Origin of the sequence: Mesorhizobium sp. M7A.F.Ca.US.006.01.1.1, from assembly GCF_003997935.1 — a bacterium.
GTDB lineage: Bacteria > Pseudomonadota > Alphaproteobacteria > Rhizobiales > Rhizobiaceae > Mesorhizobium.
Genome location: NZ_RZQL01000001.1, coordinates 74,119 through 96,607 on the forward strand (window position 1 = coordinate 74,119; position 22,489 = coordinate 96,607).

Here is a 22,489-nt window from a genome sequence, read left to right on the forward strand (position 1 = left end):
CCCAAATATTCCGTTCGAGCCATCATCAAAACCGATTTGCCTCGGCAAATCCGGTTAGCCTTTCGGCACGTCAGCCATTCATGATTTGCGAGGAGGAAAACCATGACGACGATGAGCGTTGCCGAATATGCCCGCGACTGCGCGGCGCAAGGATTGCGCGGTGACTATTCGGTCTGCCGCGCCGATTTCACCGTGTCCCAGGGTTACGATTACAGCGAAGAAGAGCAGGCGGTGTGGCGCACGCTGTGCGACCGCCAGACCAAATTGACGCGCAGGCTCGCCCACCATTCCTATCTCGACGGCGTCGAAAAACTTGGCCTGCTCGACCGTATTCCCGATTTCGACGAGGTCAGCGCCAAGCTGCGCAAATTGACCGGCTGGGAGATCGTCGCGGTGCCCGGTCTCATTCCCGCGGCCCCGTTTTTCGATCATCTCGCCGATCGCCGCTTCCCGGTCACCAACTGGCTGCGGACGAGGCAGGAGCTCGACTACATTGTCGAGCCCGACATGTTCCATGACTTCTTCGGCCACGTGCCGGCGCTGTCGCAACCGGTGTTCGCCGATTTCATGCAGATGTATGGCGAGAAGGCCGGCGACATCATCGCGCTGGGCGGCGACGAGATGATTTCCCGGCTCTACTGGTACACGGCCGAATACGGCCTGATGCAGGAGGCCGGCCAGCCGCTAAAGGCCTTTGGCGCCGGCCTGATGTCGTCGTTTACCGAGCTGCAGTTCGCGGTCGAAGGCAATGACGCCCACCACGTGCCCTTCGACCTGGAAACGGTGATGCGCACCGGCTACGAGATCGACAAGTTCCAGCGCGCCTATTTCGTGCTGCCGTCCTTCGACGCCTTGCGCGATGCCTTCCAGAGCGCCGATTTCGCGGCAATCGTCGCCCGCCGCAAGGACCAGCCGGCCCTCGATCCGGCGACGCTCTAGGCAGCAGTTGCCCTGCAGCCGTCAGGCGGTGACCACCTTGCTCAGATGGTCGCCCAGCCGGCAGGCCAGCGCGGTGATCGTCGTCGTCGGGTTGCATTGGCCCGACGTGCAGAACACCGAGGAGCCGCCGACATAGAGATTGTCCATGCCGTGCACCTTGCAGTTGGCGTCGACCACGCTCTTGCTGACGTCGGTGCCCATGCGCGTGCCGCCCATGTGATGATGGCCCGCCGTCTCGTCGTTGGTCGGATAATCCTGACCATTGCTGATCCAGTCGGCAATACGCACGCGGCCGAGATTCTTCTCGATCAGCGTCTTGCCGAACAGTCTGAGCCCTTCGAGCAGGGTGCGGCGCTCCATTTCCGATTTCTTCCAGTGCAATTCGATGCGTGGCACGCCGGCATGGTCGACATCGGTCTTCGACAACTCGATCTGGTTGGAGGCCAGCGGCGCCTGTTCCCAGGCGACGTAGAGCTGGGCGGCGCAGCGCAGTCTCTGACTGAGCTTGGAGGACATCCACTCGGCCATGTCGGGTGCCGTGCAGGCGAGGTCGGCGATAAGGCTCTTGACGCCGGGATACGGCGTCTCGATCAGCCGGATGCCGAAATTCATGATCTGCAGCCGCTCCATGGCGGCAAGGGTCGGCGAGAAGAAGGCCTCATTGACGGCGTCGATCTCGAACGCGTTGTAGTCGGCCAGGATCGCGTTGCCGCCCTCGAAGGTCGGATGCTCCATCCAGTAGCGGCCAAGCGCCGTCGCATTCGGCACGACGCCGCCTTTCGAACGCTGGTTCGACCACAGAAGCAGCCGCGAATTCTCCAGCCCGCCGGTGCAGACGATGAAATAGTCGGCACTGAAGGAGCCGGCATCCTGCCCGTTCGACCACAGTCTGGCGCCCGTCACACGTTTGCCGTCGCCGGAAAGTTCGGTGGCACAAGTGTTGAGCACCACCGCGATGTTCTTGGCCTTGTCGAGTTCATCGCCGAACTTCTCGGCGAAGCGCACGGCCGGGCTCTTGATCAGCTGCACCCAGTGAATGTCGTCCGAGATCGGCACATCTGGCCGGAGGGCCGGAAGGTCGAGAATGTCGCGCACTTCCGGCAGATAGGGTTCGATGTCGGTGCGGCGGATCGGCCAGCCCGTATCGGGTACCCAGGCCTTCGGCTCGAAATCCTGCTTGTCGAGCACGCGGCACCAGCCGGCCCAGTGGTTGGAACTGCCGCCCATCAACCGCAGCCGGGTTATGTCGAGATCGAAATAAAAATCCCCGACCGTGCTGCCACGGTAAAAGTCCTGCGACTCGTCGCTGAATTCGCGCGGACCGGCCTCCATCACCACCACCGGAATGCCGGCCGCGCCAAGCTTGCGGGCAATGGTCGTGCCGGCCGGACCGGAGCCTAGGATGCACACTTTTGGGGTGAAGTTCGCGGCGCGATACGCCTCGTAGCTGTCGAAGATCATGCCAGGTCGCCCCGCCTCAGAATCCAGCCATTGACCTCCACGATCTCGTTCGGGTCGGGCTCTGGACCGGCGGCATCGGCATCAGGCAGCTTGCGGAACAAAGACAGGGCAGGCAGTGCGATCAACGCCTGCACGAGCGCTCGGCGTGACATTTTCTTGATGAGGAAACTCATGGCTGGTCTCTCGGCTGGGCTTCGGCACTGCATGGCGTTCCCAGAACGGCAATTCCCGGAACGACACATGCATCACCGCGGAAGCCAGTATCGTGCCAAGTCTGGCCGCAAAGCAGTGAAAACCCGGCTAAGCGGTACAACCGAGTGCAAACAGCGTTAGAATTTCGTTAACGAGTTGGTTGTGGCGGATCGGATCACGCCGCCTCGGAAATGCCGGTGTCGATGATCGTCAGGTTACGGCCCTGGTGCTTGGCCTGGTAGAGGCGCCGGTCGGCGGCGCGCATCAGCTCCGACACACTGGCTTCCTCGCCGCAGATGGTGCCGCCGATGCTGACCGTGAGCGGGATGGTCCGCTCGTCGACGGGCCGGAAGCGGATCAGCTCCACTTCGCGGCGAATGCGCTCGGCGACACGCTTGGCCTCCTGCTCGGTGGCGCCAACCAAAAAGGCGCCGAACTCCTCGCCGCCGATGCGGCCGAGCACATCGCCGCTGCGCACGCCGCGCTGGATCGCGCTGGCGATCAAAAGCAGCGCGTCATCGCCTGTCAGGTGGCCAAAATTATCGTTGATGGTCTTGAAGTGATCGGCATCGATGATCAGCAGCGCGCCGCGATCGGACTTGCGGCGCGAACCGTCGAGCGCGGCAAAGAAGCTTTCCCGGTTGAGCATGCCGGTCATGTCGTCGCGGCTCGCCTTTTCCGCCAGGCGGCGATGCGCGGCGGCGAGCTGGGCATGGGCTCGGGCGAGATCGCGATGCGCGTTTTTCAGCCTGTCGCTTTGCCAGAAAGTGCTTGCGCTAGCGGCCCACGCCAGCACCAGCGGACAGAGGGTGGAGGTCAGCCAGATCGTGCGGTTGACCGGAAATCCCATGGCCGGAACGATGATCAGGGTCAGCAGGAGAGAGGCCGCGACTGAGGCGAAAGCAACGGCGGCGGATCTCAGAATTATGCTGTTCATCGCTTGCTCCCACAGGACTGCCTCTCTGCCAGCAAGCCCTGAAGGCCACCTTTCCCAGATGCCTAAAATTTGAATCGTGAGGCGATTTACGCAACCTCAACGAGCAGAAGTTGTGGATAAAGTCGCTTTCGGAATGCGCGTTTCATGCCATAAGGAGCCCATGACCACGCTCCCTGACCCCGCCCGCTTCGCCCATGTCACCGACTGGATCTTCGATCTCGACAACACGCTCTATCCGCATCATTCGAATCTGTTCTCGCAGATCGATGTCAAGATGACCGCCTATGTCGGCGAACTGCTGGCATTGCCGCGCGACGAAGCGCGCAAGTTGCAGAAGGAGCTCTACCGCGAATATGGCACGACGCTGAACGGGCTGATGACACGTCACGGCATCGACCCCGACGATTTCCTCGAGAAGGTCCACGACATCGACTATTCATGGCTGGTGCCCGATCCGGTTCTCGGCACCGCCATCCGCCAGCTGCCGGGCCGCAAGTTCATCTTCACCAATGGCGACCGCAGGCACGCCGAGCGCACCGCGCGCCAACTCGGCATCCTCGACCATTTCGACGACATCTTCGACATCGTCGCTGCGGGGCTCAATCCCAAGCCGGCGCGCCAGACCTACGAGAAGTTCGCCGAACTCCACGCCGTCACCGGCCACAATGCGGTGATGTTCGAAGACCTTGCCCGTAACCTTTCGGTGCCGAAGTCGCTCGGCATGACCACGGTGCTTATCGTGCCGCGCAATTTCGAGCCGACCTTTTCCGAGATCTGGGAGCGCGACCCGGCCAATGAGGACGATGTCGATTTCGTCACCGACGATCTGGCGGGGTTTCTGACGGCGATTGTGGAGGGGGATGGAAGAGGGGAATTGAAGAATTGAAGAATGAAGGACGGTCTCTACGGATCAATTCCCCCAGTCCCCCAGTTCTTCAATTCGTCACTTTCCTACTCCCCTAGCTTGTAGAACCGGCTGATGATCCCCCAGGCTTCATCGGCGGTGTCGACGAAGTCGATGATGTCCTGGTCGCCGGGGCTGATCGTGCCCTGCTCGGCGAGGAAATCGAGATCGATCGCCCGCTTCCAGAAGGATTTGCCGAACAGGATCACCGGCACGCGCTCCATGCGCCCTGTCTGGATCAGGGTCAGCGTCTCGAAGAATTCGTCCATCGTGCCGAAGCCGCCCGGAAACACCGCGACCGCCTTGGCGCGCATGACGAAATGCATCTTGCGGATAGCGAAATAATGGAAGTTGAAGCAGAGCTCCGGCGTCACATAGATGTTCGGCGCCTGCTCGTGCGGCAGGACAATGTTGAGGCCGATCGACGGCGCGCCGACATCGTCGGCACCGCGGTTTCCCGCTTCCATCACGCCGGGCCCGCCGCCGGTCACCACGACATATTCGCGGTAATAGGAGGTAGCCGACTGCTGCGAGCAGAGGCGGGCGAATTTGCGCGCTTCCTCGTAGTATTTGCTGTTCTCCTCGAGGTTCTTCTTCTGCGTCTCGTTCTTGGCCGCCCAGGCCTCGCCGCCGGGTTCCGGCAGCCGCGCGCCGCCGAACAGGATCACCGTCGAGCGGATGCCGCGTTCGGCCAGGATCATTTCCGGTTTCAGGAGTTCGAGCTGCAGCCTGACCGCGCGCAACTCGCGCCGCGTCATGAAGTCGGGATCGTTCCAGGCGAGCCGGTAGGTTTCGGCACGCGTCTGCGGCGTGTCCGGCACGCTCTTCGACCGCTCCAGATCCTCGTCCGAATGCGGCAGCGGAGTCCACCCCGCCTTTTCCATAGGAGTCATAACTACCCGTCCAATTCCCTTAACTGCGCCGTCCCGTGACGCACACGCGATTGACCCCCATTAAGCCTTAACATAGGGTCCGCGCGACTTTCAAAACAGGTTAAGGCGCAGCCCCTTAACAGCTTGGTAATGGAGCGAATTCATGTCGAAGCCCGATCTGGCGAGCCTCGAAAAGACCATCGAGAAGGCCTTCGAGGAACGCGACGCGATTTCGACTGCGACGCGCGGCGAAACGCGCGATGCCATCCAGTCGGCGCTCGACCTGCTTGACCGCGGCGCCGTCCGCGTCGCCGAGCGGCAGGCCGACGGCAAGTGGCATGTCAACCAGTGGCTGAAGAAGGCCGTGCTGTTGTCCTTCCGGCTCAACCCGATGGAGATCATCAAGGGTGGTCCCGGCGAAGCGATGTGGTGGGACAAGGTGCCGTCGAAGTTCGATGGCTGGGGCGCTGTCGACTTCGAAAAGGCGGGCTTTCGTGCCGTGCCGGGGTCGATCGTGCGTCGCTCGGCCTATATCGCGCCGGGCGCCGTGCTGATGCCGTCCTTCGTCAATGTCGGCGCCTATGTCGATACAGGCACCATGATCGACACCTGGGTCGGGGTAGGCTCCTGTGCCCAGATCGGCAAGAACGTGCATCTTTCCGGCGGCGTCGGCATCGGCGGCGTGCTGGAGCCGATGCAGGCCGGCCCGACCATCATAGAGGACAATTGCTTCATCGGCGCGCGCTCAGAAGTGGTCGAGGGCTGCATCGTGCGCGAAGGCTCGGTGCTCGGCATGGGCGTCTTCATCGGCCAGTCTACCAAGATCGTCGACCGCGCCACCGGCGAGATTTTCTATGGCGAAGTGCCGCCGAATTCCGTCGTCGTCGCCGGAACGATGCCGGGCAAGCCCTTTCCGAACGGCGAGCCGGGTCCGAGCCTCTACTGCGCCGTCATCGTCAAGCGCGTCGATGCCAAGACGCGCTCCAAGACCTCGATCAACGAATTGCTGCGCGATTGATCTTTGCGCGAAGCGAGCGCACCTTCCGCCGGCGCGACAATCGGTCGCGCTGGTTCAATATGGAGGGGTGACATGGACTGGAAGTATCTGCTCACAAGCTTTGATGGTCGCATCAATCGGGGCAAGTTCTGGGCCGCGATCGGCGTTTTCATCGTCATTGGCATCGTTGCCTTCATTCTCGATGCGATCCTCGGTACACGCATCACCACCGCCAGTGGCGCCCAGATCGGCATCATCGGCATTCTCATCGCTCTTGCCTCGATCTATTTCGCACTCGCAGTCTACGCCAAGCGCTGGCATGATCGCGGCAAGTCGGGTTGGTGGAGCCTGATCATGCTGGTGCCATTGATTGGCCCGATCTGGTTTCTGGTGGAATGCGGCATTCTCGAAGGCGCCAGGGGCGCCAATCAATATGGACCGGACCCGCTTGCCTGACAGATCAGATCTCACCTGGCTTTTCTTCAAAACCTCGGGCCGCGTCAGTCGCGCGGCCTATTTTCTTGGCGGGTTGCTCGTCGCCATCATCCAGGCCTTCCCGCTCTACCGCTTCACGCTGGTGCCGGAAGGTTCGGCCGAGAGCAACATGTGGTCGTTCATCTTCTTCGTCGCCTTCATCGCCTCGCTGTGGTCGAACATCGCCCTGGCGGTGAAGCGGCTGCACGATTTGGACAAGCCGGGCATTGCGGCGCTGATCCTGTTCGTGCCGGTGGTCTCGATCGTCGCCTTCCTTGTGTTGTGCCTGTTTCCGGGGCAGCCTGGACCCAACCGCTATGGCCGGCGCACCAACGAGCCGGCACAACCCTGAGGTTCGATCGGACATGCGCTACCGTACGCTTGATCCGAAGCTGATCATCGAGACCGCGGAACGGCTGGAGACGCGCGTTGCGGAGCGCTTCCCCGATGCCGGGCTGCGCGGCGTTGCCGCCGAACTGGTCTCGCTGTCGCGCGATCTGGCACAGGGCGCCAAGGCCCTGGAAGCGCCGATCTGGTGGCTGCGTAGCCTCATCGTCGCCGCTGTCGTTGCCGGCGCGTTGATGTTCATCTTCGTCGGCACCGTCCTGCCATTCGACCGCATTTCCAAACCCGGTGATGCCGTCCAGTCGGTGCAAGGCATCGAAGCTTCGCTCAACATGTTCATCCTCGCCATTGTCGGATTTCTCGCCTTGATCCGCTCCGAGGAGCGCATCAAGCGCAAGCAGGTCTTTCGCCAGCTGCATAGCCTGCGCTCGCTGATCCACGTCATCGACATGCACCAGCTGACCAAGGATCCAGCGGCGCTGTCGGCCGATTTCAAGCCGACGTCGCATTCGCCCGCCCGCATCACCAATGCCGCCGACCTGGCGCGTTACCTCGACTATTGCTCCGAAATGCTGTCGATCACCGGCAAGATCGCCGCATTGTTCGCGCAGTCGGTCAATGACGACGTGGTCATCGACGGCGTCAACGACATCGAGAACCTGGCGTCCAACCTGTCGCGGAAAATCTGGCAGAAGATCACGTTGATCGACGGCCGGCCGGTGCAACAATCTGCTCCGGCGCCAGGCCCGGCGAGCCAAGCCGCTCCGCTTCCGCCGCACGCACCAAGGCGGTGATCCGCTGAACTGTGGGCACCGGCGTGCCGGCTTTTTCCGCCAGCCGCAGGACGGCGCCCTGCAAATCATCGATCTCCGTCGGCCGGCCGCGCTGCAAATCGTCCCACATCGACGAGCGCGCCTGCGGGTCGATCGCCAGCATGCGCCGTGCCAGCAGCTTGAACAGCCAGTCCGGCAGCCTGAGCACTTTCGGCAGCAGCGCCGGCCGCAGGCCGGCGATCCGCGCCGGCTCGATGCCGGACCCTTTCATCGCCGTCAGCGCCTCGTCGATCTGGCTGGCCAGGATCAGCCGCCAGCGCCGATCGGCCAGTTCGGTCGCCAGCGGCAGGCCGGAAAGCGCCACCAGCGCGTTGTTCAAATTCATCAGCAGCTTGCCCCACAGCACGGCTTTCATGTCGCCATGGGCTTCGACCGCAAACCCTTCGACGCCAAGCAGGCCGACCAGGCCGGCGGCGCCATCCTCGACCATTACCGTGCCGTCGCTGGCGCGGCGCACGCGCAGCGGCAGCTCGCCATCCGGGGACTGCACCACATTGAACGGCACCATGCCGGCCAGCACCGTACGTCCGGAAAGTCCAGCGCGCAGCCTGTCGGCATTATCGACACCGTTCTGCAGGCTGATCACCATGGCGTCGGGCCGGGCATGGGCTTTGATAAGATCCGCCATGTCCTGCGTCGCGCCGCTCTTGACCGTGACCAGGATCACGTCCGCCAGCGGCAAAGCGGCGGCCGGATCGGCGGTGACGGAAAGCGCCTCCGGCCTGATCGAGCGATCGCGGCCCTCGAGGTCGCTGACCCGCAATCCGTCCTGCCGCAACGCTGCCTCGATGCGCGGCCGCGCCAGCAGAATGACCTCTCGGCCGGCCAGCGCCAGGCAGCCGCCGGCGTAGCAGCCGATGCTGCCGGCACCGGCTATGACGATCCGTTTGTCCTTGTCTGCCATCCTGTCGCCCGCGCCGGGTCGCAACTATACGACATGAAAACCATAATATCGGCGGTATCGCCAGCCATGAGGCTGGCCTCTATGTCTGGCCGTGACAGGCCCTGCGCTTTCGACTATCGCTTTTGCCATGACGCTGCCGACCGATCCCGTTGAAAACCTTGCCGCCCTTATCCGTTGCGCTTCGGTGACGCCTGCTGAGGGCGGTGCGCTGACCGCGCTGGAGACGATGCTCAAACCGCTCGGCTTCCTGGTCGATCGGCCGGTGTTTTCCGAAGACGGCACGCCAGATATCGAAAACCTCTATGCAAGGCGTTCCGGCAATGGTCCGCATCTGATGTTCGCCGGCCACACCGACGTGGTGCCGGTCGGCGACGAAGCCGCCTGGACGCATCCGCCCTTCGCCGCCGAGATCGCCAATGGCGAGATGTATGGCCGCGGCGCCGTCGACATGAAGGGCGGCATTGCCTGTTTCATCGCCGCCGTGGCGCGCCATGTCGAGGCCAATGGCGGTCCGAAAGGCTCGGTCTCGCTGCTGATCACCGGCGACGAGGAAGGCCCCGCGATCAACGGCACGGTCAAGCTGCTCGAATGGGCGGCTTCCAGGGGCGAGAAATGGGATGCATCTGTCGTCGGCGAGCCGACCAATCCGGATGCGCTGGGCGACATGATCAAGATCGGCCGCCGCGGCTCGATGTCCGGCGCCGTCACCGTCAATGGCCGCCAGGGCCATGTCGCCTATCCCTTGCTTGCCGACAATCCGGTGCGCGGGCTGATGAGCCTGGTCGATGCCTTGCTGCATCCTGTTTTCGACAAGGGAACCAGGGATTTCCAGCCGACCAATCTGGAGATCACCTCCATCGATGTCGGCAACCCGGCCACCAATGTCATCCCGGCCAAAGCGACCGCGACCTTCAACATCCGCTTCAACGACACCTGGACGGACGAGACCCTGCAGGCCGAAATCCACAACCGGCTCGACCAGGCAGCCAGGCGCAAGAAGTACCGGCAGGGCAAGAAGGCGCCGGTCGACTACGAGCTCGTCTGGCGTGACCGGCCGAGCCATGTCTTCCTGACCCGTGACGACAGGCTGATCGAAACGCTGCGCGGCTCGATCAAGTCGGCGGTCGGCAAGGAGCCGACGCTGTCGACTTCCGGTGGAACGTCCGACGCGCGTTTCATCAAGGACTATTGTCCGGTGGTCGAGTTCGGGCTGGTCGGCAAGACCATGCACATGGTCGACGAGCGCGTCACCATTGCCGACCTCGAGACGCTGACTCAAATCTACCAGCGCTTCATAGAAGACTGGTTCGGACAGGGCTGAACAGCATGCTTTCGGCGGACGAAACCCAAGCTTCGCTGACGGGCGCCTGGCGATTGATGCTCGGCAAGGCCGACGGCCTGCGCCTGCTCGACCTGTCGGCCGACGGCTTCTGGAATTCCTTTTTCGCCATTGTCGTTGCAGCACCGGCGCTGATCGTCGGCTGGGTCGGCATCGCCAACGAAATCGGCGATCCCGACGCCTTCGCGGGGCGCTTCAGCATGCTGGTGCGCTTGGCGATGGTCGACATCGGCTCCTGGGTGCTGCCGCTGGTTGCGCTCGCTTTGATCGCGCCGCGCGCCGGCATAGGCGGCCGCTTCGTCCACTACGTCGTTGCCAGCAATTGGGCTTCGGCCATCACCGCCTGGCTGATGCTGCCCTCGGCGCTGATCCGGCTTTTCCTGTCGTCCGCAAGCCAGGTTTCGAGCCTTGTGTCGCTGTTCCTGTTTGCCCTTTCTATGGTGCTGACCTGGCGCATGACAAATGCCACCATAGGCAAGGGCGCAGCAGTAGGCTCCGCCGTTTTCGTCGGCATGTTCATCGCGTCGCTGCTGGTGCTGTTCGGCCTGCAGACGCTGCTCGGCATCACGGTGCCGGACGATGTCGGAGTTCAGAGCCTTTCCGGGCTCGTCTCGACTGGATAATCGACACCAGTGAGAAACAGCCCGTCGGGCGGCGCCACCTGGCCGCAGGCGGCTCGGTCATGCGCCTCGAGTGCTGTTTTCAGGTCGGCCGCGCTCCAGCCGCCGTCGCCGACCCGCTTGAGCGAGCCAACCATCGAACGCACCTGGTTGTGCAGGAACGAGCGCGCCGAAGCCCTGACCTCGATCATGTCGCCTTGTCGGCTCACATCGAGCCGTTCCAGCGTCCTGATCGGGCTGTTGGCCTGGCACTGGGTCGAGCGGAAGGTGGTGAAGTCGTGCCGTCCGAGCAGGACCTTCGCCGCTTCATGCATGGCGCCGGCGTCGAGCCGTTTCGGCACCCACCACACCTTGCCCTTGTCTAGCGCGGCCGGCGCACGGCGGTTGAGGATGCGGTAGAGATAGTGGCGGCCGATGGCCGAGAAGCGGGCGTCGAAGCTGTCGGAGACGACCGTCGCTTTTAAGATGGCGATGCGCGCGCCTGCCGCCTGCAGATGGGCATTGATGGCATCGCGCACCTTGTCGTCAGGCCACGCCTTGGCGAGGTCGGCATGCGCCACCTGCGCGGTCGCATGCACGCCGGCATCGGTGCGGCCGGCGGCGCGCAGCCTGATCGCTTCGCCGCAGAAGTTTTCGATCGCCTGCTCGATCGTCTGCTGCACCGAAGGCTGGTCCGCCTGGTGCTGCCAGCCGGCAAACAGGCTGCCGTCATACTCGATGTCGAGGCGAAAACGCGGCATTTGCGACCAGAGCTCTCGCCTCGGGCAATCCAGGAAAAGTGTGAAACGGTTTTCCGTTCGGAATTGCGTTAAAACAAAGAGGTAGAGCAGTTCGCCGTTTCCGTGAAACGGTGGACTGTTCTACGCGGCGAGAGCGGTGAAGGCGGAGGCATAGACCAGCGTGCCCGCCTCTGGGGCGTCACCCCAGGCCAGCGCTTGCAGCGCTTCGCCCTGGTACTCGCTTTCGAAGTTCTCGGCACGCGTGTGGCTATAGCCGAAACGCCCGTAATAGGTGGGGTCGCCCAGCACCACGGCCAGCGTCTCACCACCATCCTTGAGGCGGATATGCGCCTCTCGGATCAGCGCGCCGCCGATGCCGCTGCCATGGAACGAGGGCTCCACCGCCAGCGGCGCGAGCGCCACGGCCGCGAAGGTCTTGCCGCCATTCTGGACGAACAGCCGCGAAAACAGGATGTGGCCGACCACCTGGCCATCTTCTTCCGCCACCAGTTCTGCAACCGCGTCGCCGCCGGTCACCAGCGCGTCGACCAGACCGGCCTCCGCCTGCTGGCCGAAAGCGTGTTCCTCGACGAGGCGGATGGCCTCGCGATCCCGCGGCGTTGCCGCGCGTATCGACATCATGCTCATGAGAATTTCAGTCCTTTTTCGATCTTGGCCCCGCGCAGGAATTCCGACGCGGCAGCGGGCTTTCCGCCCGCCCGTTGAACTTCGACCAGCCTGATCGCGCCCGCCCCGCAGGCGACCGTCAGCCGGTCATCGAGAATTCCTCCCGACTCGCCCAACTCTTCCGAAGGCGACAGGCCTTGCGACAGCGTCGAGCGAAGCAGTTTCAGCCGCTCCTGACGGCCGCCAATTCCTATCTCCGACCAGGCGCCGGGAAAGGGCGACAGGCCGCGAATATGATTGTGGACCTCACTTGCCGAGCGAGTCCAGTCCACGCGAGTCTCGGATTTATCGATTTTCTTGGCGTAGGTCACCCCATCCACAGCTTGTGTGGTGAATGTCAGCGTGTTCCCTTCCAACCGCGCCAGCGCTTCCACCATCAAGGCAGCACCGACACTCATCAACCGACCATGCAGATCGCCGGCTGTCATATCGGGATCGATGGCGCATTTTTCAACCATTCCGACCGGACCGGTGTCCAGGCCCTCTTCCATGCGCATCACCATCATGCCGCTTTCCAGGTCACCGGCCATGATGGCGCGCTGGATCGGCGCGGCACCGCGCCAGCGCGGCAGAAGCGATGCATGGCCGTTGATGCAACCGAGCCGGGTCGCTTCCAGAACCGCCTTCGGCAACAGCAGTCCATAAGCGACGACCACCGCCACATCGGCCTGCAAGGCGCTAAAAGCGGCCTGTTCGGCCTCGCCTTTGAGCGAAACCGGCGTCCGCACCTCGATGCCCAGTCGCTCCGCCTCGCGCTGCACCGGCGAAGGCGTCAGCTCCAGCCCGCGTCGTCCTGCGGCGCGCGGCGGCTGGGTATAGACGGCTGATATCTCATGGCCAGCCTCGGCGATCGCGCGCAAAGTCGGGACAGAAAACTCCGGCGTACCCATGAAGATGACGCGAAGGGGCATTTTTCTTCCGAGACCTTCTCTCTACCTGCGCCGGGAAGTCAGCTCAGGCTTCAAACGGGTTTACCAGCTTCAGGTCAAGTCCGTCGAAGTCTCGAACGTTGAGGGTGGCAAGCGTGGCGTCGTGCGCCTGGCAGATCGCGGCTATCATCGCGTCCTTGGTTTCGACTGGTCTGCCAGCGAGTCGTCTTGCCGCGGCAATGCGGCCATACTGTTCTGCGGGCAGATCCCCAAAAACCAGGATCCGACCTGAAAATTCGCCCCGGATCCTCGAAATGCTTTGGAGAAGACCATCCCGCCGGATGGCCTCCTGGACAAGGTAGGCTCCGAAATAAAGCTCTGCAAAAACAATGGTGGAGAGAAAAAGGGTCGCAGGCTCTTGGCCGTTCAACCAGTTGAGAACGTTTGGGCTCCGTTGCCGCGATAGCACGTCCGATATGACGTTGGTGTCCAGTATGATCATTCCGGTCAACGGAAATCAGGCGGCCCACGATCGGCCTCACTTCGCGACCTCGCTATTTCCTGAATCTCGTCGTTTGTGAAACGATCATCGCCGACGAGCGAATAGAGGCGATCGCCGGCCTTTTCGGCGCTGGCAAATTGTGTTGCAAAACCCTTCTGCATCAAGACGACTGCCTCCTCCGAAAGGCTGCGCTTGTTCAGCCGCGCACTTTCCTCGAGACGCCGTTTCAATTCCGGATTAATCCCACGGATCAGCATGTCACCCATAGACACCTCCTGTGTGATATCGCTGATATCACAACAAGCCGCTATTTTCAATCGAAGGTTCGTCAAGCTGAGCTGCCGAGGCTGATGGGGAGGGGCCGTGCCCGACAGAGCAATGCCTATCCCGCCAGCTTGCCCGGCGCCTTGTCCCTGGCGAGTTTCTTGAATTTCTTCACCACCATGTCGCGCTTCAGCTTCGAGATGTGGTCGATGAACAGGACGCCATTGAGGTGGTCGATCTCATGCTGCAGGCAGGTGGCCATCAGGCCCTCGGCCTCCAATTCCTGCAGCTTGCCGTCACGGTCGAGATATTTGACCCGCACGGAGGCCGGGCGCTCGACCTCGGCGTAATAGTCCGGGATCGACAGGCAGCCTTCCTCATAGACGGAGCGCGCATCGGCGCTCTCCAGGATTTCCGGATTGATGAAGACCTGCGGCGCCGGCGTCTCGTCTTCCTTGGCCAGATCGATCACTAGCAAGCGCAGCGGCTCGCCGATCTGGATCGCCGCCAGCCCGATGCCTGGCGCGTCGTACATCGTCGCCAGCATGTCGTCGGCTAATTTGCGCAAAGGTGCGTCGACGCGCTCCACCGGCTTGGAAACCTGGCGCAGGATGGGGTCGGGAAGGATGATAAGCGGCTTGATCGACATGGCGTTCCACCTAAGACCTCCAGAGAAAAGCGTCAACCGGTAGGCTGGAGGCTCGTTCACGTTTTGATCTGTGCCGGCAGCGCGAATCGTTTATGCTGTCCACATGAATGATTTGAGCACCATCCTTTCCGAACCTGTAGCCCGGCTTGGCGCAACCACGATCACACTCGGCCATGCGCTGGCCTTCGGCGCCTTGCTGTTTCTTGGCCTGTTCGTGGCGCTTGTCATCGCGCTGTGGCGGTCGGCGAAGGCGCGCGCCGTGGCGGCTGCGGAAGCCGCCGATCATGCCCGTGATGCCGAGGCGCGGATGGCCGGCATTCTGCAAAGCCAGGCCGAAATGCAGGGTCGTATGGGCGCCATCGCCGAAGTGTTCGGCGCACGGCAGGCGGAGCTGACGCAATCGATCGGCCAGCGCCTCGACGCCATGACCGGCCGGCTCGGCCAGACCATGACCGAGCAGACCAAATCCACGCATGAGAGCCTGGCCAAATTGCAGGAGCGGCTGGCCATCATTGATGTCGCGCAGGGCAACATCCAGTCGCTCGCCGGCCAGGTCGTGCAGCTGCAGGCGATCCTCTCCAACAAGCAGACGCGCGGTGCTTTCGGCCAGTCGCGCATGGAGGCAATCGTTGCCGATGGCCTGCCGCATGGCGCCTATGAATTCCAGGCGACGCTGTCGAACGGCAGCCGTCCTGACTGCCTGGTGAAGATGCCGAACGGCGCACCGTCGCTGGCCATCGACGCCAAGTTTCCGCTCGAAGCCTGGAATGCCATCCGCGCCGCCGACGGCGCCGACCTGCAGAAGGCCGCTTCGCAGGCCTTCCGCCGCGACATCGAGATCCATGTTCGCGATATCTCGGAAAAATACCTGATCCAGGGCGAGACGCAGGACACTGCCTTCATGTTCGTGCCCTCGGAATCGGTGTTCGCCGAGATTCACGAGAATTTCGAGGCGATCGTGCACAAGGCGCACCGGGCCCGAATCGTCATCGTCTCGCCGTCGCTGCTGATGCTGTCGATCCAGGTCATCCAAGCGATCCTCAAGGATGCCCGCATGCGCGAACAGGCGCACCTGATCCAGGGCGAGGTCATCCGGCTGATGGAGGATGTCGCGCGCGTCGACGAGCGGGTGCGCAAGCTGCAGGTGCATTTCGGTCAGTCGGCCAAGGACATCGACGACATCCTGGTTTCGACGTCGAAGGTCACCAAGCGCGGCCAGAAGATCGAGGCGCTGGAATTCGGCGCGCAGCCCGATGGCGATGCCGCCGCGGACGCCGCGTCACGGGCTCCCGCCGCGAAGGTCGATACCGGCGCGCGCGTTGCCGATTCGAAAACCGGGCAGCTCAGACTGAGGGTCGTCGAAGGCGACGATTGAGGCGCGGTGCCGGACCGCGCTACTGCTCCTCCAACGTGGTCATGCCCTGAAATTCAGGCAGCCAGTGCAGCGCCGAGCGATGCCATTTCTGCTGTGTCGGGATCAAATCCTGGCGCTGCCGCGCGGTCCCCACGCGAATTCCATAGACCCTCGGACCATCTCCGACAGACGTGGCGTAAAGATGCGAGCCGCAGTCCGCGCAAAAGGCCTGGACACGCTTGGCGCCGCTCGCCACGATCTTGATGTAGATTTTCGGCGTGCCCTTGGTGATGCGATAGTTGCTTTCCGGCGCCGGAACCGTCAGGCGAAAAGCCGTGCCGGTCAGTTGCTGGCAATCCGTGCAATGGCAAATTCCGGTATTTGTCGGGTCGACCTCCGCCTCATAGGTTATCGCGCCGCAGTGGCAGCCGCCGTCGATCTTCATCTTCGTTCCTCCTGAATTCCGGTAATCTAGCGGGTCAAGGCAGCCAGGCAATGGCGCGGCGCTAGTCCAGGGTAGGATCGGATGCGGTGTCGATCAGCCTGCGCCGCTGTTCCCAGGTGCCTGTCGTCTGTGGCTTGACGAACAGTCGCGTGATCTCCGGCATTTCCTTCTTCAGCTGCGCCTCCAGGCGCTCGACGCAAGCTTCGATCTCGGGCGCCGTCAAATGGTCCTCGAACTCAATGCTGAGCCCGGCGACGATCTCTGTCGGCCCCATATGGACGGTCAGGACGCCGTTCGCCCGCTGCACCGCCGGATCCTGCTGGGCGATCGCCAGCACCTGTCTCTGGACCTCGAGCGAGGCCGGCTCGCCGATCAGAAGGCCCTTGCTTTCGCGGGCCAGGAAGATCGCCGTCGCGCCAAGGATCAGCCCAATGCCGATCGAGGCGGCGCCGTCGAGTTCCGGCATTTCCAGAACTTCCGCCGCCAGGATGCCGGCGAACGCGACGATCAGGCCGAGAAGTGCCGCACTGTCCTCGAACAGCACGGTGTAGACGCTCGGATCCTTGCTCGACTGCACCGCCCGCAGCCAGCCCTGCTTGCCCTTCTGCTGGCGGAACTCCTTCAGTGCCACCCACCACGAACTGCCTTCGAACAGGAAGGAGAGACCCAGAACAATATAGTTTACCTTGGCGTTGGCGACCGGCTCCGGCGCCATGATATGGATCACGCCTTCGTAGAACGACACGCCGGCGCCCAGCGCGAAGACGAGAAGCGCGACGATGAAGCTCCAGAAGTAGAGTTCGCGGCCGTGACCGAGCGGATGCGTGCGGTCGGCCGGGCGGGCGGCGCGGTGCATGCCGTAGAGCAGCAGGCCGCCATTGCCGGTATCGACCAGCGAATGCACGCCCTCCGACAGCATCGCCGAACTGCCGGTGAAGAGGGCGGCGGCGAACTTGGTCACCGCGATGGCGAGATTGCCGGCGAGCGCCGCGTAGATGACTTTCTTCGAGCCGCCGTGCCCGGCCATGGCATTTGTCCCCGTTCAAGGCGCAGTCTAGCGGCCAGGCCGCTAAAGCTCCACAGGCATCACACCCCACGAATGTCGGGTCGTCCGAGGCAGCAGCCATGAGGGATCGGCCTATGGAAGACGGCGACTACTCGACGATCTCGCTGGTCCACACCTTGAAGCCGGCAAGCGTTCCCGGGCCGAATATATGGGTCAGCGGCACGTCGGCGGCGTCGCGGCCGGAGGCGATCAGGATGCGGCCGATGCGCGGTGCATTGTTGCGCGGGTCGAAGACATGCCAGCGGCCGCCGAGATAGACCTCCATCCAGGCGCAGAAATCCATGCTCGCCCACGGTTTCGGCATGCCGATGTCGCTGATGTAGCCGGTACAATAGCGCGTCGGGATGTTGAGCGCCCGGCAGAAGGTGACGGCGAGATGCGCGTAGTCCCGGCACACGCCGCTCTGTTCGCGATAGGCTTCCGCCGCGGTACGCGTCGGCCGTGCATTGCCGTAGTTGAAGACGATGTGGTTGTGGACGAAGTCGCAAACCGCCTGTACGCGTGGAATGCCAAGCGGTGTGTTGCCGAACAGCCGCCACGCTTCGTCAGCTAGAAGGTCGCTCTCGCAAAACCGGCTGGGCAGCAGAAATAGCAGTGTGTCCGCCGGCAGGTCGCGCACCTCGTGCTGCCAGGCCATCAGGTCGCCCATCTCGAAGGTGCCGGGATCGCGGATCACCGCGTCGGTGCCGAAGGTGAAACGCCCAGGCGGCGCGACGAACCGGTTGCACCAGTTGCCGAAACTGTCGCGATAGCTTTCGATCGGCACAGGCGGGTTGGAGATCAGGAAATCCGGCCGCTCGAGATCGGAGGCACGCGAATAGTGGACATTCAGCATCGCGATGAGCGGCGTTTCCTGAGGAAAGTCGAAGCTCATCTCGCAGCCGATGTGGATTCGCATTGTCGTCCTGACGGCCTGCCTGACGATCACCCGGCGAAGCTCGGGTCGATGCTGCAGTGCGAAAATGACCATCGCACGGACCGCCATGGTTTGCGAGCAAATTAGAGCAATTCCAGGAAAAGTGTGAAGCGGTTTTCCGTCCGGAATTGCGTCAAAACAAAGAGTTAGAGCAATTCACTGTTTCCGCGAACGGTGAGTTGCTCTAGAAACCGGTTGAAAGCGATACGCTGACGGCGGCAGCAGTCGCTAACCCCTTGCAGTCGGGCGTTTCTCTTGTTTCACTTGGCTTCCACATCAGGAGGAACGAATCATGGCTAAAGGTGCGATGAAGGCAGGCAAGGAAGCACGCAAGCCGAAGAAGGACGCCAAGAAGCCCGCTCCGGCTCCCGCGCTGAAGGCGCCGCCGGTCAAGGCGATGAAGCTCAAGGACAAGTAGGTCCGGCGACCCACTTCGCAATAAGATTACGGCCGGCGACACTGTTGCCGGCCGCTGTTGATCGAGCGCCCGAAAATCCTATATTGGCGTGGCGGGGACGACCTCGCGCTTCCCCAAAATCCGGACGGGACGACCCGCCATTGTTTGACTGATCATCGGACGCCGAAATCATTTTTCGGTCCGATGCTCTGATGGAGCGTTGTCGATGTCGTGGATTCTTCTCTTTTTTGCCGGCCTGTTCGAGATCGGCTGGGCAATCGGCCTTAAATACACCGATGGCTTCTCGAAGCTGGTGCCGACCGTGCTGACCGTTGCCTCGATGGTCGTCAGCCTCACTCTGCTCGGCCTGGCGCTGAAGGCGCTGCCGGTCGGTACTGCCTATGCGGTGTGGACCGGCATCGGCACCGTCGGTACGGCACTGCTCGGCATCTGGCTGCTCGGCGAACCGGCCACCGTGATCAGGCTGGCCTGCATCGCGCTCATCGTCTGCGGCATCATGGGGCTGAAGTTCGCTGCCTGACCAGAACCGTTCTTGTTTTTATGCATGTCGTCCTCCCAAACCGGGACCACTTTTGGGCGACATGCATTGGACAAACACGTTCAGGGCCGCTGTGAGGCGACCCTGATTCTCGAAGCAGATTGCTTCGTAGCCTGGAGGCTAGCGGGCGGAGAAGCCCGGAGGCGTCCTGCCGGTGCGCTGCTTGCGTGCCGCATAACGTGCGTCGCGCTTGGCCTTGCGTTCGGCTTCGTCGGCCAGAAAACGGGCAATGCGCTCGTTCTCTTCGGATTCCCGAATCTTGGCCTCAGCCTGTGCAGCTTCCTCGGCGGCGATACGTGCCGCTTCGGCTGCTGCCTCGCGCTCGGCCTTCTCGACCGCTTCGCGTGCCAGCTTCTCCTGCTTCAGCCGGGCCTTTTCGGCCTCGCGGATTTCGCGAGCCGCAAGGATCGCCTTGCGTTCAGCCTGCCGCGCCAGCACTGCGGGATCATCCGCCGCCGGCTTTGCCTTGAAGCGCTCGAGAAGCGCCTTCTTTGCCTCGTTTGCGGCATTGCGCCGCTCGAAAACGTCTTTTTCCCTGTAGATAGCCAAGTCCACTTCCCTGAAGTCAATTCGCGACGCTTACATACGCGCGAAAACCGAGAGTTCAAGCGCCAAAACGGCATGGCAGCCATGAAATTGTCGGCTGTTGCAGCCGGGAGACGCCTTTAGAGCAGTTCCAGGATAAGTGTGAGCGGTTTTCCTGGGAAAAGCGCGCAGCGCTTTCCCTTGGGAATTGCGACGAAGAGATAGAGCCGAAAACGACATGCACTGTTCACCGTCGCGCCTCTGGCGGCGAGGTTGGCGGATGGCTACGTCTAGCGGCAAATTCCAACATCAGGATGACATTAGATGGAACTCGGTCTCTACACCTTCGCCGACGTCAGCCCGCAGCCGGGTCCCGGCGCCATTGGCCCGCATGAGCGGCTGCGCAACCTGATCGAGGAGGTCGAGCTGGCCGATCAGGTCGGCCTCGATGTCTTCGGCCTCGGCGAGCATCACCGGCCCGACTATGCCGCCTCCGCCCCGGTCGTGGCCCTGGCTGCGGCGGCCGAGCGTTCGAAGCGCATCAAGCTGACCAGCGCGGTCACCGTTCTGTCCTCCGATGATCCGGTGCGCGTTTTCCAGCAATTCGCCACGCTCGATCTTCTGTCTGGCGGCCGCGCCGAGATCATGGCCGGGCGCGGCTCGTTCATCGAATCCTTCCCGCTGTTCGGTTTCAACCTCGAGGACTATGACGAGCTGTTCGCCGAAAAGCTCGATCTGCTGCTTGCCATCCGCGACAGCGTGAAGGTCACCTGGTCGGGCAATCTGCGCGCGCCGATCAACGATCGCGGCGTTTATCCCCGGCCCTTCCAGGACAGGCTACCGGTCTGGATCGCCATTGGCGGCACGCCGCAATCTGCCGCCCGCGCCGGCGCGCTCGGCCTGCCGCTGGCGCTCGCCATCATTGGCGGCGAGCCGGCGCGTTTCGCGCCGCTGTTCGATCTCTACCGCGAAGCGGCCAAGCGCGCCGGCAGTGATCCCGCGGGCCTCGCCACCAGCATCAACGTGCATGGTTTCATCGCCGAGACGACCGAGCAGGCGGCCGACGACTTCTACGGCCCGCAAGCGGAAGTGATGAACCGCATCGGCCGCGAGCGCGGCTGGGGACCGACATCCCGGGTGCATTTCGACCAATCGCGTGGTCCCGATGGCGCCTTGTTCGTCGGCAGTCCTGAGCAGGTGGCCGAGAAGATCGTCGCCCAGCACAAGATCTTCAAAAACGACCGCTTCCTGCTGCAGATGGCGATCGGCACCATGCCGCACGCCAAGATCATGAAGGCGATCGAACTCTACGGCACCAGGGTGGCGCCGATCGTGCGCAAGGAAACAGCCAAGACTGAGCCGGCAGCGGCAGCGCCGGTCGCCTGACCCGGAGTCCAGCGCGAGCGGCCTCAATCCCGAAGCCGGCTCATGGAACCCTCGCCCGTAACTCCGCGTTTCTTGGAGGCGGTTGCCGTGCGAAGGGGCGCCGGCTTAGGGGTGACTATGAAAACCGAACCCACTGCCTGGGGTCAGCAGATTTCCGATGAACCGGAATCGCGTGCCGCGGCGCGCGCCGACACGCGTCTGATGCGTTCGCTCCTCATCGGCATCTTCCTTTTCATGGCTATCTATGCGCTCTACTTCGCTCGCGCCTTCTTCATGCCGGTCATTCTGGCTTTCCTGCTGGCGCTGACGCTGACGCCGATCGTCCGGCTCCTGCGCAAGCACGGCATCCCCGAAGTGATCTCGGCAACCCTCCTGGTGGTGTTGTCCATCTGTGTGTTCGCCACCGCCGGCTATCTGCTCAGCAGCCCGATCATCGACCTTATCAACAACACCTCGTCGATCGGCCAGAAACTCACCGAGCGGTTGGCGCAATTGCGCCAGCCGCTCGAGAAGATCATGCAGATTTCGCACCAGATCGAACAGCTGACCGAGACCTCGCAGGAGTCGGGTATTCAGAAGGTGGCAGTGGCGCAGTCCGGCATCCTTTCGGCGGCCGCCAGCAACATCCTGTCGGCGGGAACAGGTCTCACCATCATCTTCGTGCTGTCGCTGTTCCTGCTCGCCTCCGGCACGATGTTTTATGAAAAGATCATCCAGTCCTTCGCCAGCCTCAGCGAAAAGAAGCGGGCGTTGCGCGTCGTCTATGATGTCGAACGGGAGATCTCGCACTATCTGCTCACCGTCACCATCATCAATGCCGGCCTCGGCACGGTCATCGCTCTTGGTCTGTGGGCGCTCGGCATGCCAAATCCGCTGGTCTGGGGCGTCGCTGCCGCCCTGCTCAACTTCCTGCCCTATGTCGGAGCGCTGATCACCATCATGCTGGTCACGGTCATGGCGTTGATCAGCTTCGATACCATCTTCTACGCGCTTCTGGCGCCGGCCTTCGTGATCTTGTGCGACATCGTCGAAGGCCAGTTCGTCACGCCGATGGTGGTCGGCAGGCGCCTGGAGATCAACGCCGTGGCGATCTTTATCGCCATCGCTTTCTGGTCATGGTTGTGGGGTTTCGTCGGTGCCCTGATGGCGGTGCCGCTGCTGGTCGTCATCAAGGTGTTCTGCGATCATTTCGATGGGCTCAGCCATGTCGGTAATTTTCTCGCCGCGCAGCACACGGCCGTCCTCGAGGAGGACGACATCGAAGCTGTCAAAGGCTGATCAATATTTTTGAATTTGCGGCGTCGCCGGGCGCTTCCTACATGCGGTCCTGACAC

Annotated in this window: 28 protein-coding genes; 13 read left to right on the forward strand and 15 right to left on the reverse strand. The window is 62.6% G+C overall.

What is annotated here, in order from left to right; genetic code table 11:
* Positions 1-102 precede the first annotated feature (102 nt).
* Positions 103-939 carry a phenylalanine 4-monooxygenase gene (gene phhA, locus EN943_RS00390; protein ID WP_127411047.1) on the forward strand — a complete coding sequence of 279 codons (837 nt, stop codon included), beginning with the start codon at positions 103-105 and terminating at the stop codon, positions 937-939.
* A 21-nt stretch (positions 940-960) separates the two neighbouring features.
* On the opposite strand, the gene EN943_RS00395 is transcribed toward phhA, so the two are convergent.
* The 3 genes from EN943_RS00395 to EN943_RS00405 all read right to left on the reverse strand — a co-directional run bounded on the left by EN943_RS00395 (position 961) and on the right by EN943_RS00405 (position 3,529).
* Positions 961-2,400 carry a GMC family oxidoreductase gene (locus EN943_RS00395; protein WP_127411048.1) on the reverse strand — a complete coding sequence of 480 codons (1,440 nt, stop codon included), beginning with the start codon at positions 2,398-2,400 and terminating at the stop codon, positions 961-963.
* Complete coding sequence (locus EN943_RS00400; protein ID WP_127411049.1) at positions 2,397-2,573, reverse strand: hypothetical protein; 177 nt, start codon at positions 2,571-2,573, stop codon at positions 2,397-2,399. Before EN943_RS00400 ends, EN943_RS00395 begins: the two co-directional genes overlap by 4 nt.
* 194 nt (positions 2,574-2,767) lie before the next feature.
* On the reverse strand, positions 2,768-3,529 hold the full coding sequence (locus EN943_RS00405) for a GGDEF domain-containing protein (RefSeq protein ID WP_127411050.1): 762 nt from the start codon (positions 3,527-3,529) through the stop codon (positions 2,768-2,770).
* Positions 3,530-3,689: 160 nt separating this feature from the next.
* On the opposite strand from EN943_RS00405, the gene EN943_RS00410 reads away from it, so the two are divergent.
* Positions 3,690-4,415 (forward strand): pyrimidine 5'-nucleotidase, encoded by a 726-nt coding sequence (locus tag EN943_RS00410; RefSeq protein WP_127411051.1) that lies wholly within the window; start codon positions 3,690-3,692, stop codon positions 4,413-4,415.
* Between the two features lie 65 nt (positions 4,416-4,480).
* On the opposite strand, the gene EN943_RS00415 is transcribed toward EN943_RS00410, so the two are convergent.
* Positions 4,481-5,326 (reverse strand): LOG family protein, encoded by an 846-nt coding sequence (locus EN943_RS00415; RefSeq protein ID WP_013528481.1) that lies wholly within the window; start codon positions 5,324-5,326, stop codon positions 4,481-4,483.
* Between the two features lie 142 nt (positions 5,327-5,468).
* Here EN943_RS00415 and dapD point away from each other — a divergent pair, with 142 nt between their 5' ends.
* The 4 genes from dapD to EN943_RS00435 all read left to right on the forward strand — a co-directional run bounded on the left by dapD (position 5,469) and on the right by EN943_RS00435 (position 7,915).
* Complete coding sequence (gene dapD / locus EN943_RS00420; protein WP_127411052.1) at positions 5,469-6,323, forward strand: 2,3,4,5-tetrahydropyridine-2,6-dicarboxylate N-succinyltransferase; 855 nt, start codon at positions 5,469-5,471, stop codon at positions 6,321-6,323.
* Between the two features lie 72 nt (positions 6,324-6,395).
* Complete coding sequence (locus EN943_RS00425) at positions 6,396-6,758, forward strand: DUF805 domain-containing protein (RefSeq protein ID WP_013528479.1); 363 nt, start codon at positions 6,396-6,398, stop codon at positions 6,756-6,758.
* A complete protein-coding gene (locus EN943_RS00430) occupies positions 6,751-7,128 on the forward strand; it encodes a DUF805 domain-containing protein (protein ID WP_024502086.1) in 378 nt (125 codons plus the stop codon). The genes EN943_RS00425 and EN943_RS00430 overlap by 8 nt, the downstream gene beginning before the upstream one ends.
* Before the next feature lie 13 nt (positions 7,129-7,141).
* Positions 7,142-7,915, forward strand: a complete 774-nt coding sequence (locus EN943_RS00435; protein WP_127411053.1) for a hypothetical protein — start codon at positions 7,142-7,144, stop codon at positions 7,913-7,915.
* Here the strand turns inward: EN943_RS00435 and EN943_RS00440 are convergent.
* Positions 7,818-8,858 carry a 2-dehydropantoate 2-reductase gene (locus tag EN943_RS00440; RefSeq protein WP_127411054.1) on the reverse strand — a complete coding sequence of 347 codons (1,041 nt, stop codon included), beginning with the start codon at positions 8,856-8,858 and terminating at the stop codon, positions 7,818-7,820. The two genes, EN943_RS00435 and EN943_RS00440, sit on opposite strands and share 98 nt — an antisense overlap.
* 127 nt (positions 8,859-8,985) lie before the next feature.
* On the opposite strand from EN943_RS00440, the gene dapE reads away from it, so the two are divergent.
* Positions 8,986-10,179 (forward strand): succinyl-diaminopimelate desuccinylase, encoded by a 1,194-nt coding sequence (gene dapE, locus EN943_RS00445; protein ID WP_127411055.1) that lies wholly within the window; start codon positions 8,986-8,988, stop codon positions 10,177-10,179.
* A gap of 5 nt (positions 10,180-10,184) precedes the next feature.
* On the forward strand, positions 10,185-10,820 hold the full coding sequence (locus EN943_RS00450; protein ID WP_127411056.1) for a transporter: 636 nt from the start codon (positions 10,185-10,187) through the stop codon (positions 10,818-10,820).
* Here the strand turns inward: EN943_RS00450 and truA are convergent.
* The 6 genes from truA to def form a co-directional block, all read right to left on the reverse strand.
* Positions 10,787-11,557, reverse strand: a complete 771-nt coding sequence (gene truA, locus EN943_RS00455) for a tRNA pseudouridine(38-40) synthase TruA (RefSeq protein WP_127411057.1) — start codon at positions 11,555-11,557, stop codon at positions 10,787-10,789. The two genes, EN943_RS00450 and truA, sit on opposite strands and share 34 nt — an antisense overlap.
* Before the next feature lie 120 nt (positions 11,558-11,677).
* Complete coding sequence (locus EN943_RS00460) at positions 11,678-12,184, reverse strand: N-acetyltransferase (protein ID WP_027040099.1); 507 nt, start codon at positions 12,182-12,184, stop codon at positions 11,678-11,680.
* Positions 12,181-13,134, reverse strand: coding sequence for a methionyl-tRNA formyltransferase (gene fmt / locus EN943_RS00465; protein WP_127411058.1), 954 nt, complete (start codon positions 13,132-13,134; stop codon positions 12,181-12,183). Before fmt ends, EN943_RS00460 begins: the two co-directional genes overlap by 4 nt.
* A 43-nt stretch (positions 13,135-13,177) precedes the next feature.
* Positions 13,178-13,594 carry a type II toxin-antitoxin system VapC family toxin gene (locus tag EN943_RS00470; protein WP_127411073.1) on the reverse strand — a complete coding sequence of 139 codons (417 nt, stop codon included), beginning with the start codon at positions 13,592-13,594 and terminating at the stop codon, positions 13,178-13,180.
* Between the two features lie 5 nt (positions 13,595-13,599).
* Complete coding sequence (locus EN943_RS00475; RefSeq protein ID WP_127411059.1) at positions 13,600-13,860, reverse strand: plasmid stabilization protein; 261 nt, start codon at positions 13,858-13,860, stop codon at positions 13,600-13,602.
* 116 nt (positions 13,861-13,976) lie between these two features.
* A complete protein-coding gene (gene def / locus EN943_RS00480) occupies positions 13,977-14,507 on the reverse strand; it encodes a peptide deformylase (RefSeq protein WP_127411060.1) in 531 nt (176 codons plus the stop codon).
* 103 nt (positions 14,508-14,610) lie between these two features.
* Here def and EN943_RS00485 point away from each other — a divergent pair, with 103 nt between their 5' ends.
* Positions 14,611-15,882 carry a DNA recombination protein RmuC gene (locus tag EN943_RS00485; protein ID WP_127411061.1) on the forward strand — a complete coding sequence of 424 codons (1,272 nt, stop codon included), beginning with the start codon at positions 14,611-14,613 and terminating at the stop codon, positions 15,880-15,882.
* A gap of 19 nt (positions 15,883-15,901) precedes the next feature.
* Here the strand turns inward: EN943_RS00485 and EN943_RS00490 are convergent, their stop codons facing one another.
* From EN943_RS00490 to EN943_RS00500, 3 genes are all read right to left on the reverse strand, one after another.
* Positions 15,902-16,306 carry a GFA family protein gene (locus EN943_RS00490; RefSeq protein WP_127411062.1) on the reverse strand — a complete coding sequence of 135 codons (405 nt, stop codon included), beginning with the start codon at positions 16,304-16,306 and terminating at the stop codon, positions 15,902-15,904.
* A gap of 61 nt (positions 16,307-16,367) precedes the next feature.
* Entirely contained in the window at positions 16,368-17,333 is a 966-nt protein-coding gene (locus EN943_RS00495; protein ID WP_127411063.1) for a cation diffusion facilitator family transporter, read from the reverse strand.
* A 127-nt stretch (positions 17,334-17,460) separates the two neighbouring features.
* Complete coding sequence (locus EN943_RS00500) at positions 17,461-18,270, reverse strand: transglutaminase family protein (protein WP_027040094.1); 810 nt, start codon at positions 18,268-18,270, stop codon at positions 17,461-17,463.
* 310 nt (positions 18,271-18,580) lie between these two features.
* Here EN943_RS00500 and EN943_RS38765 point away from each other — a divergent pair, with 310 nt between their 5' ends.
* Together EN943_RS38765 and sugE are read left to right on the forward strand one after the other, a co-directional pair.
* Positions 18,581-18,706, forward strand: a complete 126-nt coding sequence (locus EN943_RS38765) for a hypothetical protein (RefSeq protein ID WP_013528464.1) — start codon at positions 18,581-18,583, stop codon at positions 18,704-18,706.
* Between the two features lie 205 nt (positions 18,707-18,911).
* Positions 18,912-19,226, forward strand: coding sequence for a quaternary ammonium compound efflux SMR transporter SugE (gene sugE / locus EN943_RS00510; RefSeq protein ID WP_127411064.1), 315 nt, complete (start codon positions 18,912-18,914; stop codon positions 19,224-19,226).
* Between the two features lie 138 nt (positions 19,227-19,364).
* Here sugE and EN943_RS00515 read toward each other — a convergent pair whose 3' ends face one another.
* Complete coding sequence (locus EN943_RS00515; RefSeq protein ID WP_023761392.1) at positions 19,365-19,793, reverse strand: DUF6481 family protein; 429 nt, start codon at positions 19,791-19,793, stop codon at positions 19,365-19,367.
* A 300-nt stretch (positions 19,794-20,093) separates the two neighbouring features.
* Between EN943_RS00515 and EN943_RS00520 the strand changes: the two genes are divergently transcribed.
* A complete protein-coding gene (locus tag EN943_RS00520) occupies positions 20,094-21,155 on the forward strand; it encodes an LLM class flavin-dependent oxidoreductase (protein ID WP_127411065.1) in 1,062 nt (353 codons plus the stop codon).
* A gap of 117 nt (positions 21,156-21,272) precedes the next feature.
* Positions 21,273-22,433, forward strand: a complete 1,161-nt coding sequence (locus EN943_RS00525; RefSeq protein ID WP_127411066.1) for an AI-2E family transporter — start codon at positions 21,273-21,275, stop codon at positions 22,431-22,433.
* Positions 22,434-22,489 lie beyond the last annotated feature (56 nt).